This window comes from Halospeciosus flavus (assembly GCF_029814175.1).
GTDB lineage: Archaea > Halobacteriota > Halobacteria > Halobacteriales > Halobacteriaceae > Halospeciosus > Halospeciosus flavus.
On sequence record NZ_CP122312.1, the window covers coordinates 272305 to 286452 of the forward strand.

At 68.4% G+C, this 14148-nt stretch carries 19 protein-coding genes and 1 pseudogene; 7 read left to right on the plus strand and 13 right to left on the minus strand.

What is annotated here, in order from left to right; genetic code table 11:
* Positions 1–5 precede the first annotated feature (5 nt).
* The 6 genes from P0Y33_RS01295 to P0Y33_RS01320 form a co-directional block, all read right to left on the minus strand.
* Positions 6–473, minus strand: coding sequence for a nitrile hydratase accessory protein (locus P0Y33_RS01295; protein ID WP_279528774.1), 468 nt, complete (start codon positions 471–473; stop codon positions 6–8).
* Complete coding sequence (nthA, locus tag P0Y33_RS01300; RefSeq protein WP_279528775.1) at positions 470–1096, minus strand: nitrile hydratase subunit alpha; 627 nt, start codon at positions 1094–1096, stop codon at positions 470–472. Before nthA ends, P0Y33_RS01295 begins: the two co-directional genes overlap by 4 nt.
* A complete protein-coding gene (nthB, locus tag P0Y33_RS01305; RefSeq protein ID WP_279528776.1) occupies positions 1093–1788 on the minus strand; it encodes a nitrile hydratase subunit beta in 696 nt (231 codons plus the stop codon). The genes nthA and nthB overlap by 4 nt, the downstream gene beginning before the upstream one ends.
* 175 nt (positions 1789–1963) lie before the next feature.
* Complete coding sequence (locus P0Y33_RS01310; RefSeq protein WP_279528777.1) at positions 1964–2359, minus strand: hypothetical protein; 396 nt, start codon at positions 2357–2359, stop codon at positions 1964–1966.
* 75 nt (positions 2360–2434) lie between these two features.
* Positions 2435–2653 carry a hypothetical protein gene (locus P0Y33_RS01315; protein WP_279528778.1) on the minus strand — a complete coding sequence of 73 codons (219 nt, stop codon included), beginning with the start codon at positions 2651–2653 and terminating at the stop codon, positions 2435–2437.
* An 84-nt stretch (positions 2654–2737) separates the two neighbouring features.
* The gene (locus P0Y33_RS01320; RefSeq protein WP_279528779.1) at positions 2738–3730 is read right to left on the minus strand and encodes a BtrH N-terminal domain-containing protein; all 993 of its coding nucleotides are present in this window, start codon (positions 3728–3730) and stop codon (positions 2738–2740) included.
* A gap of 86 nt (positions 3731–3816) precedes the next feature.
* Between P0Y33_RS01320 and P0Y33_RS01325 the strand changes: the two genes are divergently transcribed.
* Complete coding sequence (locus tag P0Y33_RS01325) at positions 3817–4470, plus strand: HAD family hydrolase (protein WP_279528780.1); 654 nt, start codon at positions 3817–3819, stop codon at positions 4468–4470.
* A gap of 60 nt (positions 4471–4530) precedes the next feature.
* On the opposite strand, the gene P0Y33_RS01330 is transcribed toward P0Y33_RS01325, so the two are convergent.
* From P0Y33_RS01330 to P0Y33_RS01340, 3 genes are all read right to left on the minus strand, one after another.
* Positions 4531–5316 carry an SDR family NAD(P)-dependent oxidoreductase gene (locus P0Y33_RS01330; RefSeq protein ID WP_279528781.1) on the minus strand — a complete coding sequence of 262 codons (786 nt, stop codon included), beginning with the start codon at positions 5314–5316 and terminating at the stop codon, positions 4531–4533.
* 228 nt (positions 5317–5544) lie between these two features.
* Positions 5545–5748: a heavy-metal-associated domain-containing protein gene (locus P0Y33_RS01335; RefSeq protein WP_279528782.1), complete on the minus strand. Its 204-nt coding sequence runs from the start codon at positions 5746–5748 to the stop codon at positions 5545–5547.
* A gap of 70 nt (positions 5749–5818) precedes the next feature.
* Complete coding sequence (locus P0Y33_RS01340; RefSeq protein WP_279528783.1) at positions 5819–6196, minus strand: hypothetical protein; 378 nt, start codon at positions 6194–6196, stop codon at positions 5819–5821.
* A 150-nt stretch (positions 6197–6346) separates the two neighbouring features.
* Here P0Y33_RS01340 and P0Y33_RS01345 point away from each other — a divergent pair, with 150 nt between their 5' ends.
* Positions 6347–7249 (plus strand): NAD(P)-dependent oxidoreductase, encoded by a 903-nt coding sequence (locus tag P0Y33_RS01345; RefSeq protein ID WP_279528784.1) that lies wholly within the window; start codon positions 6347–6349, stop codon positions 7247–7249.
* A gap of 4 nt (positions 7250–7253) precedes the next feature.
* Here the strand turns inward: P0Y33_RS01345 and P0Y33_RS01350 are convergent, their stop codons facing one another.
* On the minus strand, positions 7254–7736 hold the full coding sequence (locus P0Y33_RS01350; protein ID WP_279528785.1) for an acyl-CoA thioesterase: 483 nt from the start codon (positions 7734–7736) through the stop codon (positions 7254–7256).
* Positions 7737–7757: 21 nt separating this feature from the next.
* Positions 7758–9071 (minus strand): O-acetylhomoserine aminocarboxypropyltransferase/cysteine synthase family protein, encoded by a 1314-nt coding sequence (locus tag P0Y33_RS01355; RefSeq protein ID WP_279528786.1) that lies wholly within the window; start codon positions 9069–9071, stop codon positions 7758–7760.
* Positions 9072–9198: 127 nt separating this feature from the next.
* On the opposite strand from P0Y33_RS01355, the gene eif1A reads away from it, so the two are divergent.
* The gene (gene eif1A / locus P0Y33_RS01360) at positions 9199–9483 is read left to right on the plus strand and encodes a translation initiation factor eIF-1A (RefSeq protein WP_279528787.1); all 285 of its coding nucleotides are present in this window, start codon (positions 9199–9201) and stop codon (positions 9481–9483) included.
* Between the two features lie 191 nt (positions 9484–9674).
* Here eif1A and P0Y33_RS01365 read toward each other — a convergent pair whose 3' ends face one another.
* Positions 9675–9869: a cold-shock protein gene (locus P0Y33_RS01365; protein WP_279528788.1), complete on the minus strand. Its 195-nt coding sequence runs from the start codon at positions 9867–9869 to the stop codon at positions 9675–9677.
* Between the two features lie 227 nt (positions 9870–10096).
* Positions 10097–10600, minus strand: a complete 504-nt coding sequence (locus P0Y33_RS01370) for an enolase C-terminal domain-like protein (protein WP_382268767.1) — start codon at positions 10598–10600, stop codon at positions 10097–10099.
* Positions 10601–10619: 19 nt separating this feature from the next.
* Between P0Y33_RS01370 and P0Y33_RS01375 the strand changes: the two are divergent.
* The 4 genes and pseudogenes from P0Y33_RS01375 to P0Y33_RS01390 form a co-directional block, all read left to right on the plus strand.
* Positions 10620–11069 (plus strand): annotated as a pseudogene (locus tag P0Y33_RS01375) (bifunctional sugar-1-phosphate nucleotidylyltransferase/acetyltransferase); the annotation flags it as partial.
* A gap of 84 nt (positions 11070–11153) precedes the next feature.
* Complete coding sequence (locus P0Y33_RS01380) at positions 11154–12245, plus strand: Gfo/Idh/MocA family protein (protein WP_279528789.1); 1092 nt, start codon at positions 11154–11156, stop codon at positions 12243–12245.
* Positions 12242–13123 (plus strand): hypothetical protein, encoded by an 882-nt coding sequence (locus P0Y33_RS01385; protein WP_279528790.1) that lies wholly within the window; start codon positions 12242–12244, stop codon positions 13121–13123. The genes P0Y33_RS01380 and P0Y33_RS01385 overlap by 4 nt, the downstream gene beginning before the upstream one ends.
* Positions 13120–14091, plus strand: a complete 972-nt coding sequence (locus tag P0Y33_RS01390) for an NAD-dependent epimerase/dehydratase family protein (protein ID WP_279528791.1) — start codon at positions 13120–13122, stop codon at positions 14089–14091. Before P0Y33_RS01385 ends, P0Y33_RS01390 begins: the two co-directional genes overlap by 4 nt.
* Positions 14092–14148 lie beyond the last annotated feature (57 nt).

Below are 14148 nucleotides of genomic sequence, written 5' to 3' on the forward strand. Positions count from 1 at the left end.
TTCGCTCAGTGCGAGTGACCGTGGTCGTGCCCGTGTCCGTGGCCTCCGCCGTGGTCGTGGTGGCTCCCCTCGGCGTGCCCGTCGGGGAGGTTCTCGGCGTGTGCGTGCGGGTCGCCGTCGACGAACTCGTGGGCGTCGCGCTCGCCCGCCTCGAACTCGGCGACGCGTTCGGTGAGTTCGCCCGGTTCGAGGACGTCCTCCTCGACGAGGAGGCGTTCGAGCGCCGCCAGCCACTGCCGGTAGTAGACCACGTCGGGGTCGGTCCCCGACTCGCGGTCGGCCTCGACCTCCGCGACGAGTCGCGACTGGAAGGAGTCCCACGTGAACCGTTCTTCTCCCTCGCCCTCACCCTCGCCCTCGGTCTCGTCCGTGAGTGCGACGGCCAGCCCGAACGCGCGGGCCTGCCACGGCGCGTCGAAGGTCGGCGCGTCGTCGCCCGGACGCGGCGTCTCCGAGTCGGGTCGGCCGGTCATGCGAGTCGCTCCACCCCGATCATCGCGTTCCGCGAGACGAGGTCGCGGAGTTCGGCTTCGCCCATGTCTTCGGTCCCGGGCGGGCGCTGCGGCAGGACCATGTAGCGAATCTCGGAGTTGGAGTCCCACACCGACACGTCCACGTCGTCGGGGAGGTCCGTATCGAACTCCTCACGCAGGAGCGCCCGGGGTTCGTCGACCGCGCGCGAGCGGTAGGCCGGCGTCTTGTACCACGTCGGCGGGAGGCCGAGCAGCGACCACGGGTAGCACGAACAGAGCGTACAGACGACGAGGTTGTGTGTGTCGGGCGTGTTCTCCACGATTCGGAGTTCCAGCACCTCGTCGTTCACGTCGACGTCGAAGTCCGAGACGGCGGAGAGGCCGTCGTCGAGGAGTCGCTCGCGGTACTCGGCGTCGGTCCAGGCCCGGGCGACGACCTTCGCGCCGGTCATCGGGCCGACGTCCTCCTCGTAGGTGGTGACGACGTCGTCGACCGCGTCGCTACTCAACAGGCCTTTCTCGGTCAACAGCGACTGGAGCGCCCGTGCGCGGGCCTCCGGGTCGTGGTCGCGGAAGTCGCTCGATTCCTCGGCGTCGGTTGTCGGATCTGGTGTGTCGGTCATCGTCGGGGGTCGTCTGCTCGGGGGTCGTGCAGGTAGGGTTCCCACAGTTCGATGTGGACGGCGTCCGCGTCGGTGTACGCCTCGCCCCAGAGGTCGGCCGCCGCGAAGCGGACGTTGTAGAGTGGTTCGCCGTGTTCGTCGCCGCGGGCGCTGTCGTCGGGGAAGACGTGCGTCCCGCGGTAGGCCTCGACGGTGCCGGTGACGCCGCGAACGTAGCGCGGACAGCGGGTGTGGTGGTCCGGGTGGTCTCGCTTCACCGTCACCTCGTCGCCCACCTCGAAGGTCGGTTCGACGTCCGCGTCCACCGCCGAGTCGTAGGCGTCGGCGACGCCCTCGCTCAACGCCGCGAACGTCGGTTCGTCGGTCTCGGGAACTGTGGCTTCGCCGGCCTCGAACGCCTCGATTCGGGCCTCGAGTTCGTCCTCGTCGACGACGCCCGCGTCGAGCAACAACGACTCGACGGCGGTCAGCCAGCGCTCGTAGTAGGGGGTCCCGAGGTAGAACTCGGGGTCGTGCTGTTCGAGGGCGTCGCGGAACTCGTCCATGTTGTAGGCGTCGGCGGCGAGACCCGCCACGTTCAACGCCTGGACGCGCCCCTCCCAGTCGTGGTGGAACGGCGACGCGTCGTCCGGTTCGTCCGGCGGGAGGGCACCGAAGCCGTCCATCCCGCCGACGTCGTGGATGCCGTCCATACGCCACGTGTTGGCGTACCAGTAGAAAAAGGTTCGGCGCGCCACGGAACGTGCGCCACGAGCGAGGGCGTCCGACTCGATCGTCGAGTCAGCCACCGACACGTCACCCTTCTCTCGTCGACCTCCGATTCGTCCCGACGATACTGGGGTCGAGTCGACGCTCGCCCAGTGTGGGTCACTGCTGCCAGTAGGTTCTGACGTCGAGACTACCTGATTCGTTCACGCGGACGACGGTAAACGATCGTCGGTCACCCTTGGCGAGCGGGAGACTGTACGTTTCGGTCGCTCTACTGCCGGTCTCGGTGGTGACGACGACAGTATAGGTGCCGGAGGTGGTCTGCGTGGTCACGTTCCACTCACCTCCTGCCGAGACGTCGTTGGTCCGTTCGAGAACCGTCTCACTGTCGGATCGAATCTCGACGGTCACGGTGTGCGCGACGTCGTCGCCGTTTTCGACCTGTACCTCGTGGCGTGGTTCGGCCTCGCCACCTAATCCACCGGGTATCGCGCTACACCCTGCGAGAGCCACGAGTACTGCCACTACCGATGCGACGGCGAGCCGGTCTTTCATTCCGATCGGCGTAACGTAGGAGCGGGACAAACATCTTGTGTACGTGACAACCACGCTTCCGGGAATGGTCGCGGGTCACTCCTCCCCGGGACGTGTCGGGAGGAGTCGCCGAAACAGTGGGAGAAACGGCTTCAGGAGGACGAGGGCGCCGAGTACGAAGACGAAGAGCGTCCCGCCGACGGAGACGCCGAGCCACCGTGCGCCGAGGGCGATGGCCCCAGCGAGCGCGATGTACACCCAGAAGGCGACAGTGACGAGGAAGAAGCCGTGTGTCGGAGACGGTGGCTCGTACATACGCCTGTAGTCTCTGTCACGGACGATAAGCGACCTGGTCGTTTCGACTCCTCGACGTTGTGAGTCTGCCCAACGAGGACGCGTTCACAGGTCGAGACCGGCGCGCACGTCCTCGAACAGTCGTTCTTCGGCGTCGGCGACGGCGTGGGCCTGCTCGGCGGCGCGTTCGAACAGCACGACCTGCTCGTCCGGGCCGGCCTCGCTGGCTTCGCGGAGCGTCGCGCCGAGGGCCGACCACTGGTCGGCGAGTCGGGCCGCTCGGTCCGCGCTGGCGCCGGGGACGCCCGCGGGTTCGCCGAGTTGGGCGAGGAAGTCGGCGAACAGGCGTCTGAAGGCACCGCCGCCGGTCCCTCGCCGTTCGACGTTCTGGTAGGCGAAGCGGGCCGTCCACGCGGGGTCGTCGAGGTCGGGCCAGGTGGGGAGGTCGTCGGCGAACGCACGGATGCCGTCGACGCCCTGGCCACCCCACTCCTCGCGGCCGTCGAGCATCACGTCGGCCGTCGTCCGGACCGCGTCGACGACGGCCGCGGGCGTGTCGACCGTCCGTTGGGGGTCGTCGACCGCGAGCCATCGGCGGTCGAGGTCGCCGAAGCCGTACTCGGAGGACCACGCTGCGTCGAGTTCGTCCCGGCCGACGCGCTGGCGGTCGTCGAACTCGCCGTCGGCGAGGACGACTTCGTCCGCGTCCTCGTCGATTCCGACACAGAGCAGCGTGTGCGGGCCGAAGTGGGTGTCCGTTCCGAAGTAGTCGAGGTAGTAGAGGTCGACGAACAACGCGACGGGGGTGTTCGCGGCGAGACGCTCGCGGAGGGCCGACCAGGCTTCGTCCCGAGACTGACCCTCGCGGTGGGTGTAGTCGACGCCGAGGGCGTCGAAGAAGTCGGTCTCCAGGCCCGCGCGCCGTCCCATAACGAGTCGCTCGGCCGGACCGCGGTCGGTGTACTCGAAGCCGAGTCCCGACCCGAGTCCGAAGCAGGCCGGTTCGGTGTAGCGCCACCCGTAGAAGGTCGCGAGGTCCCGGAGGGCGGCCGACCCGCAGTGGGCGCCGGGTGCGTATTCGAAGCCGTCGACGTGCATGGTCGACCCGTCGACGGCCACCGTCAAGAGCGTGTTCCCGGCGCCGGATGTAACACTTATCCGCGTCCATCTCCAACTTCAGGTATATGACCTACGATACCGTCGTCTTCGACAACGACGGTGTCCTCGTCCGCCGCACGAGTTACAACGTACTCGAGGCGGCCGCCGCGGACACGTTCAAGCAGTTCGATATCGACCCCGAACCGGATCACGTAGAGGAGATGGCCGTGGGCGTCACGCCCGAGAAGGTCCAGTCCATCGCCGACCAGTACGGACTCGACCGCGACGAGTTCTGGAGCGTCCGGGACCGCGTCGGTGCCGAGGCCCAGTACGAAGAGATTCGCCAGGGCCGCAAGGAACTCTACGACGACCTCGACACCCTCCACGACCTCGACGTCCGGATGGGTATCGTCTCGTCCAACCAGCAGGCCACCGTCGACTACGTCCTCGACCACTACGACGTCGACCACTTGTTCGAGACCGCCTACGGTCGCGAACCGACGGTGGAGAGCCTCCGTCGCCGGAAGCCGAACTCCCACTACATCGACCAGGCGCTCGCGGACCTCGACGCCGAGAACGCGCTGTTCGTCGGTGACAACGAGTCCGACATCCGCGCCGCGGAGAACGCCGGCATCGACTCGGCGTTCATCCGCCGGCCCCACCGCCGCGACTGGGACCTCAACGTCTGGCCGACGTGGGACATCGACCGCCTCGACGACCTCCACGACATCGTCCAGTAACGGGGTCGTGGTGGCGCGGGTCGACGTCCGCTCCCCACTCGACCGCTCTGTGTCGTCCCGTCAGGCTACCGAGTAGCCGCCGTCGACGACTAGCCCGTGGCCCGTCACCCACGAGGCGTCGTCGCTCGCGAGGTACGCGATCGCCGCGGCGACCTCTTCGGGTCGACCGAGTCGGCGGAGCGGGTACTGCCGTTCCATCCGCTCGCGGGCCTCCTCGGGGTCGTCGGCGTCCTCGAAGAAGGACTCGCCCATCTCCGTCTCGACGAAGCCGGGACAGACCGCGTTCGCGCGGACACCGGCGGGACCGGCCTCGGCGGCCACGGTCCGGGTGAAGTTGAGCACCGCGCCCTTCGTGAGCGTGTAGACGCCCTGTCGCGGCAGTCCGATCATGCCGCCGAGCGAGGCGACGTTGACGATGGCGCCCTCGCCCCGGTCTTTGAACACGCGGAGTGCCGACTGACAGCCGTTCCACACGCCACGGACGTTCACGTCGAGGACGCGCTCGAAGGTCTCGGCGTCGGTCTCCTCGACCGTCGCGTGCGGGTGGGCGATGCCCGCGTTGTTGACGACGACGTCGAGTCCGTGGCGCTCGTCGACCGCCTGGACGACCGCGTCGAACGCGTCGGCGTCGGTCACGTCGAGTTCGCGGAAGACCGCGTCCCCGCCTGCGGTCTCGATTTCGTCGACGACCGCCTCGCCGTTCTGCTCGTCGACGTCGGTCACGACGACCGTCGCGCCCTCGTCCGCCAGTCGTTCGGCCGTCGCGCGACCGATGCCGCTCGCCGCGCCCGTGACGAGCGCCGTTCTCCCGTCGAACCGTCCAGTCGGTGTGGTACCGTCGGTCATCGTTCGATTCTCGACAGGTGTGGTTAAAAAAGTTAGCCAGTAAGGGACGAATCGTTATCGTCGTTGTCGCCCTGTCGACGGCGATAACTGAGATATGGGGCCGGATAACTGAGATATATCCGTCGTTGTCGAGATATACGCCGAACAATCGCGTTCTGTCCGTCGTTGCCGAGATATGCGCGACGTTCGCGGGATATACCCGGGTGTTGCCGAGATACGGTTTCCGGTCTACTCGGTGATGTCGTAGCCGGCGTCGGCGACTGCCTGTCGAACCTCTTCTTCGAAGCCAGTCTCGCCGGTCACCTCGACTCGACCGGTGTTGGCGTCGGCATCCGCGCGCTCGACGCCCTCGACTCGCTCGACGGCGTTCGTCACGGCGTTCTCGCAACCGGAGCAAGACATTCCTTCGACGTCGAGTTCGAGTGTCTCCATGGTCGATAATTGGGTCGGATCGCTCGTAGGTCTTGGGGCGGAGTCGGGTCGGAGAACGGAGAGTACCGACTTACAGGACGTCGGCGCGGACGGCGTCGGTGGCCTCGGGCCACTCGCCTTCGAGGACGGTGAGGGCGTCTTCGATCGCGTCGCGGTTCTCCTGCATCCAGGCTTCCTCGGTCTCCATCTCCTCGTCCCACTCATCGAGGGTCGAGAGGTCGAAGTCCGACGCCGTGTACGTCTCGCCGTCGAGGGTGACCGAGTCGTGGAGTTCCTCGCAGTTGTGACACTTCGTCGCCGCGACGAGGAAGTAGCGTTCGACGCGCTCGCGGACGTCGTCGTCGACGTCGACCACGTCGTCGAGGGTCACGCCGTCGGATTCGCAGGTGTAACAGAGGGCCGTACCGCTTCCGAGAGGCTTCCCGCAGTTGAGACAGGTCGAACTCATACTCGAAGTTCGCCCTCGATACGTAAAAGTTCGCGCGATAGGCTCTGACAGCCAATCCGTTTCTGACGGTTTTGCTGGTTCGGCTCGCAAAAGCGAGGCACGGACGCGACACCGGTTTTCATATACTGGTGACTGGTACCACCGCCCGTCATGACGAACGAGACTGTCGGATTCGTCGGAACGGGAATCATGGGCCGGCCGATGGCCGAGAACGTCCTCGACGCGGGTTACGACGTCGTCGCGCACAACCGCTCGCCGTCGTCGGTCGAAGCGCTCGTCGACCAGGGGGCACGCGCCGCCGACTCGCCGGCCGAGGTGACCCGCGAGTCGGACGTGATCGTCACGGTCCTGCCGGACACCGAGGTCGTCGAAGACGTCGTCTACGGCGACGACGGCATCCTGCCGGAACTCGAAGCGGGGAAGGTGTACGTCGATATGTCGACCATCTCGCCGGTCGCGACCGAGGAGATCGCGGCGGACGTCGCGGACGCGGGCGCGGACATGCTCGACGCGCCCATCAGCGGCGGCGAGGAGGGCGCCCAGCAGGGGTCGCTCTCGATCATGGTCGGTGGCGACGAGGCCATCTTCGAGGAGGTCCGCCCGCTCTTCGAGGTGATGGGTGAGACGGTCACCCTCACCGGCGGCCACGGCGCCGGTCAGACGGCGAAGGCGTGCAACCAGATCGTCGTCGCCTGTACCCACCAGGCCGTCGCCGAGGCACTCGTCTTCGCCGAGAAGGCCGGCGCGGACCTGGAGAAAGTCGTGGAGGCCATCAGCGGCGGCGCGGCCTCTTGCTGGTCGCTCCGCGAACGCGCCCCGCGGGTCATCCAGGGCAACTTCGAACCGGGCTTCTTCGCCGCCTACCAGTACAAGGACCTCCGTATCGCGACGAACGCCGGCGAGGAGTACGGCGCCCCGATGCCCGCGACGTCGGTCGCCCACGAGATGTACAAGGCGATGGAGGAGACGGGCCGCGGCCGCGACGACCACTCGGCCGTCATCAAGGTCATCGAAGACATGGCCGGGACCGAGGCGCGCGTCGACGAGGTGTGAGACCCTACGCCGCGTCCGGACCGTAGGGTTCGAGAGCGTCCCGCCAGGCCGTCGGGAGCGACGCCGGCCGTCCGTCCTCGCCGAGGTAGACGGATACGGTCCGGCCGGTGGCGACGACCTCGTCGTCCGTCCGGAGTTCGTACTCGACGGTGAGACTCGTCTCGCCGGTCTCGACAGGGCCGAGTGCCACCGTCACCGTCCGGTTTGCGCCGATGGGGGCGAGGTAGTCGACGTCCAGCGACCGCACGACGGTCGGCGCCTCGGACAGCGAGACGTCCAGTACTTCCTCGAACAACCGCTCTTTCCCCCGTTCGAAGTAGGCGGCGTAGACGACGTGGTTGACGTGCGCGCGAGTGTCGAGGTCGCGGAACTGGACCGCGACGTCGTGCGTGAAGGTTCGTGGCGCCACGTCGGAACCGAGCGCGGGCGCGCTCTTGAACTGTCCGTCTTCGGTCGTAGACGGTTCGTGGTATCGCCGGGGGACCACCGTTCGAGTGTTCTCGTCGACCTACTCGGTCGCCTCCTCAATGGCCCGGTCGAGGTCGGCAACGATGTCGGCGGGGTCCTCGATACCGACCGAGATGCGGACCATGTCCGGGGTGACGCCGGCGGCGGCCTGCTCTTCTTCGGTGAGTTGCTGGTGGGTGGTGCTCGCGGGGTGGATGACGAGCGTCTTCGCGTCGCCGACGTTCGCGAGCAGCGAGGCGAGTTCGGTGCTCTCGACGGTCTTCCGCGCGGCGTCGTAGCCAGCCTCCAGGCCGAACGTGATCATGCCGCCGTAGCCACCGTCGAGGTACTCGCTGGCGGTCTCGTGGGTCTCGTGGGACTCCAGGCCGGGGTAGTTCACCCACGCGACCTCGTCGTGGTCGTCGAGGTACTCCGCGACGAGTTGGGCGTTCTCGCAGTGTTTCTCCATCCGGAGCGGGAGCGACTCGACTCCCTGGAGGGTCTGCCAGGCGTCGAACGGCGACTGCTGGTTCCCGAGGTCGCGGAGGCCGCGTGCGATGGCGGCGTAGGTGAACGCGGCGTCGCCGAAGCGCTCGGCGAAGTTGACGCCGTGGTAGGCCGGGTTGTCCGCGCCGATTTCGGGGTAGTCGTCCGCGTGGGCCGCCCAGTCGAAGTTCCCGGCGTCGACGAGGACGCCCCCGACGGTCGTCCCCGCGCCGTGGAGCCACTTCGTGGTCGAGTGCCAGACGATGTCCGCGCCGTGCTCGATGGGGTTGCAGAGCGCGGGCGTCGCGAACGTGTTGTCGACGATTAGGGGGACGTCGTGGTCGTGGGCGACGTCGGCGATGGCCTCGATGTCGGGCGTGACGAGCGCGGGGTTCCCGATGGTTTCGAGGAGGACGAAGGCGGTGTCGTCGTCGATGGCCTCGCGGTAGGCGTCGACGTCGAGCGTGTCGACGAACCGCGTTGTGACGGCGCGGCGCTCGACCGTGTGGGAGAGGTAGGTGTACGTCCCGCCGTACAGTGCCGAGGCGGAGACGATGTTGTCGCCCGGCCCGGCCAGCAGGAACGTCGCGAGGTTGAGCCCCGCCATCCCCGAGGACGTCGCGACCGCGCCCACACCGCCTTCGAGGGAGGCGAGTCGTTCCTGGAGCGTCTCGACGGTCGGGTTCATCAGTCGCGAGTAGATGTAACCCGGTTTCTCGAGGCCGAACTGGGCCGCCGCGTCCTCCGCGTCCTCGAACACGTAGGAGGTCGTCTGGTAGATCGGCGTCGCCCGCGCACCGGTCGCCGGGTCCGGTTCCTGTCCCGCGTGGACGCTCCGCGTGTCGATACCGTCGGGTCCGTCTCCGTCGCTCGCTCCGTCTTCTGCCATGGGGGAGAGATGTAGACACGGGGTGATAAGCGTTCGCGCGAACATCGTCGGATCGCGGGCGGTGGCCACCGTGGTGTGTCGATGCACGGACCACGACCCTTTACTGTTCGGACCTCCTCGTTCTAGTGTGAGTGACAATAGTGGGCGCCGGGATCTCCGGATGCCCGACGACGACGAGGTGTTTGCGGTCGTGACACAGCACAACGGCGGTAATCACGTCGAGCTGCGCTGTGCGGACGGGAAGACCCGGATGGGGCGTATCCCCGGCCGGATGAAGTACCGCGTCTGGATCAGCGAGGGCGACGTCGTCCTCGCCGAACCGTGGGACTGGCAGGACGAGAAGGCCGACGTCGAGTGGCGCTACGACGACTCCGCGGCGGACCAGCTCCGGCGCGAAGGCCACATCGAGTAACGTCACCCGTTTCCGACGGCCCACGCGGGGAATTGTTCTTCACACTCCGGAGCGCGAGCTATCGCCGTGCACTCGACGCGGCGTGACTCCTGTCACGTCGTGACGCTCGGCGACGTCACTCTCGGTCGTGGATCGTGTCGAAAGAAACAGTGTCAGTCGCGTCGCCGTGAGGCGACAGTTCGAAACCGGAGTTATACGCGAACGACGTTCGTCGCGCGCGGGCCCTTGGGGGCGTCTTCGATGTCGAACTCGATTTCGGTGCCTTCGGTGAGGTCCTCGCCGCCAACGTCCTCCATGTGGAAGAAAACGTCCTCGTCCGCGTCCTCAGTCTCGATGAAACCGTAGCCGCCTGTGTCGTTGAAGAAATCAACGTTACCGGATGCCATTACAAATAACTCTAGTGGCCCTCCACGGATAAGGGTTGGCATCCGTTGGGTGGAATAGAATTTTACAGTCCGAATGAACTGCTATTAGCTATTTAGGATGTATGTGTTCACAAAATCGCCTCTACCCTGGGCCGGTTGTGTCGGACTCGTCGCAACATCTGTTCGTTTCTGTGGTATCCCCACTTCTCCTCGACCGGCCGGACGAGACGAGTGACCGAAACCGCTCATCACTCGAACGGCGTCGCTAGCCCCAACTCCGTCCCCGACCGGTGGACGACGCCGAGGAGTCGGTTGTACTTCGCGAGGCGCTCGGAGCGGGCGAGCGAACCGACCTTGAGTTGGCCGGCGTCGGTCCCGACGGCGAGGTCGGCGATGGTGCTGTCGCAGGTCTCGCCCGAACGGGCCGACACGACCGTCGCGACGCCGTCCGCCCGTGCGCGTTCGAGGACGTCGAGGGTCCGCGTGACGGTCCCGGCCTGGTTCGGTTTGACGAGCGCGGCGGTCACGGCGTCGTCGTCGATGGCCCGGTCGAGGCGCGCCGCGTTCGTCGCGAGCAGGTCGTCACCGAGGAGTTGGACGTCTCCGGGGAGTCGCTCGGCGAGCAGCGCCCACCCGGCCCAGTCGTCCTCCGCGAGGGGATCCTCGACCGAGCGGATCGGGTAGCGCGTGCAGAGGTCGACGACGAGGTCGACCATCCCCTCGCGGTCGAGTTCGCGACCGAGACTCGCCAACTCGTAGGTCTCGCTCGCAGTCGTCGTCGAAGAGGGTGCCGAAGTTCGCGCGGGGTCCGTCGTCGAAGGTCCGGCCTTCGTCCGTGAGGGGGCAGAAGTCGGGCCGAACGCGTACGTACGTGGGACGACGCTCGTCGGACCCGACGCCTCGGTCGGCAACGCCGTCGAGGTGAAGAACAGCGTCCTCATGGCCGGCGCGACGGTCCCGCACCACGCCTACGTCGGCGACAGCGTGCTCGGCCGCGACGTGAACCTCGGCGCGGGGACGAAGGTCGCCAACCTCCGCCACGACGACGAGGCAGTCCACCTGACGGTGAAGGGCGAACGCGTCTCGACCGGGCGGCGGAAGTTCGGCGTCGTCCTCGGTGACGGCGCGAAGACCGGCATCGAGACGAGTCTGAACGCGGGCGTCACCCTCTCCTCCGGCGCGACGACCGAACCGGGCGAGACCGTAACGCGCGACCGGTGAGCGCGGCCGGTGAGCGCGGCCGGCGAGCGCGACAAACCGGTTTGGCGGCCCGTAACTAAGGCCCGTTCGCCGGAATCCGCTCCCATGTCCGAATCGACAGCCGTCGCCATCTTCGGGGTGGGTCACATCGGCTCGGTCCACCTCGAGTCCGCGCGGGCGATGGACGAGACGACCGTCCGCGCGGTGGCCGACCAGGTGCCGGCGAACCGCGAACGCGCCCGCGAGCGCTGTCGTTGTGCGACGTACGCCGACTACGAGACCCTCCTCGCGGACGTGGACGTGGACGTCGCCGTCGTCGCGCTCCCGCCCTTCTTACACGCCGACGCCGCAGTCGCGGCGGCCGAACACGGCTGTCACGTCTTCGTCGAGAAACCCCTCGCCCGGAGCGCCGAGGAGGCGCGGACCATCCTCGACGCGGCCGACCGCGAGGGGATGGCCGTCGGCGCCGACCACACTCTCCGGTACATGCCCGCGATGCAGGCCCTCAAGCGCCGGTACGACGACGGCGAGTTCGGCCACGTCCCGCTCTGTCGGGCCACGCGGATCAACGACGGTCCCTTCGGTTCGCCGCCGAACGGCGAGCGACCGGCCGACTGGCACCTCGACCCGGAGGCGACCGGCGGCGGCGCGCTCGCCGACCTCGGTATCCACCTCTTCGACGCGCTCCGCTGGTTCTTCGGCGACCTGGAGGTCGAACACGCGACGCTCGACCGTCAACTCGACCTGCCCTACGAGGACAGCGCGACCGTCGTCGTCGGCACCGACTCGGGGACGACCGCGACCGTCAACTGCGGGTTCTTCCAGCGCGAGGAACCCGACGACGTGAACTTCGGCTTCCACCTCGATGGCGTCGCCGGCACGGGTCGGCGGGCCGACCACGCGCCGGAGAGCCAACTCGGCCACGCCGCGAAGACGGCGGTCGAGAACGTGGTCCGACGGCTCACCGGCGACACCCCACGGACGTTCGCTCCGACCTACTTCTACCGGGCGCACTTCGAGGCGCTGCGCGCGTTCGTCCGGGCCGTCCGCGTCGGCGAGCGCCCGCCGGTCTCGGGTCGCGACGGCCTCCGCGCGGTCGAACTCGTCGAGGAGGCCTACGAGGTGGCCGGTGCGTTTCCGCCGGCGAGCGAGGACGACGAGACCGAACCGACGCCACTCCAGGGCGAACGACGATGAGTCCGGCCGTGCACGTCCGGCGCGTCCCGGATCTGGAGACGGAGTCGCTCGCGTCGGCGACCGACGCGCTCGTCGACGCGCTCGATACCGACCTCGCCGGCGACTCCGATGCTGTGGAGCGCGTTCTCGTCGTCCCCGACGTCCACCACCCGTACCACCCGAGCACCGGAGTCGTCACGAACCCGGCCGTGCTCGACGTCCTTCTCGGTCGACTGTTTGACGCGGGCCACAGCGTTCGAGTCGGTGTCACCGACGCCGACGCGGCCCGGTACCTCGGTGTCGACGCCGTCGCCCGCGACCGGGACGTCGACGTCGTCGCCCTCGCCGACGCCGAGTGCGTGACACGCGAGGCCGTCCAGGTCCCCGAACCACTCGTCGAGGACGCGGTCGTCGCGCTCCCGACCCTCCGCCGCGACGAGGCCGGGGCGGGCGAGCACCCCGCGGGCGTCGGTGCACTATGTACGAGCGCAGTTGCCGCAGGTGGTCCCGCTCTCCCCGCGAGTACTGCGAAATCGCTCGTCTCACCGGCCGTCTCGTTCCTCGACGCGACCTACACGCCTGGAACGACGCCGCGGGAGTCGCGCGGCCTCCTCGCGAGCGCCGACGCCGGCGCGCTCGACGCCGTCGCCGCCGACCTGCTCGGGGTCTCGTCGCCCGAGTCGGCGTCGACCGCCAGTTCGGTCGACCCCGCGGTGCACGGTGCCGCCCTGGCGTCACTCCGACGGGACGTCGCGGACGGCGTGCCCGAAGCGGCGGAACCGAACGACTTGCTCGCCGCGGGCTATCGGCTGTACGCTCGAATCGTCGGCGACGCCGTCCCGCCGCAGTTCCAGCGGTCGGCGGCGGACAGTGACGGGAACGGTGGTGACGACGCGTGAGAGCCGAGGACGTCCTCGTCACCGGCGGCACGGGATTCCTCGGTCGGCGGCTCTGCCGCCGTCTCGACGCCGATGGTTGTCGGGTCGGCGTCCTCAGCAGGCGGGAGCGTCCGCCGGCCGACCTCGACGACGCAGTCTCGGCGTGGCACGTCGGCGACGTCCGCGACGCCGACGCCGTGGACGCGGCGGTCGCGGCCCACGACGCCGTCTTCCACCTCGCGGGCGTGGGACTGGCCGACGCCGACCCGCAGACCGTCGAGTCCGTGAACCGCGATGGGACGCGTGTCCTCCTCGACGCCTGTCGCGAGCACGAGACCGAACGCGTCGTGTTCGCCAGTACCGCCGGGACGCGTCGCGCCCCGGGACGGCGACCCGCGACGGAGTCCGACCTCGCAAAACCGGTTGGGGCGTACCAAACGTCCAAACTCGACGCCGAACGGCTCGTCGCGGACTACGTCTCCGACGGCGGCGACGCGGTGACGGTCCACCCGACGTCGGTGGTCGGTCCCGGCGACGAGTACTTCACCGGGCGGCTCTGTCGACTCGTCACCGGCCGGATTCCCGTGTACCTGCCCGGCGGCGCGAGTTTCGTCGGTGTCGACGACGCGGTCGGGGGAATCGCCGCCGCGATGCGCGGGGGCCGCCGCGGCGAGCACTACCTCCTCGGCGGGGAGAATCTCACCTACGGCGAGGCACTGGAGGTGTTCGCGGACGCGGCCGGTCCCGCGGACGACCCGCCATCGGTTCGCGTGCCGGCGTCGGTCGTCCGGGCGGCAGGTCCCGCGGTCGGCGCCGTCAACGCCGCCCTCGGGACGCGCTTCTTCCCGGTCAACACGCGGATGGCACGCCTCGCCACCGAGACGCTGTTCTACGACTCGTCGAAGGCGCGGCGGGACCTCGGCTACGACCCGGCGCCGCTCGACGAGCACGTCGACGAGGCCGTCGCGTGGTGGCGCGAGCGGGTGTAGGCGCACGCTACCCGCGGTAGGCGACGGCTTACAATGGGGGGTCCACCCCTCCGTCCA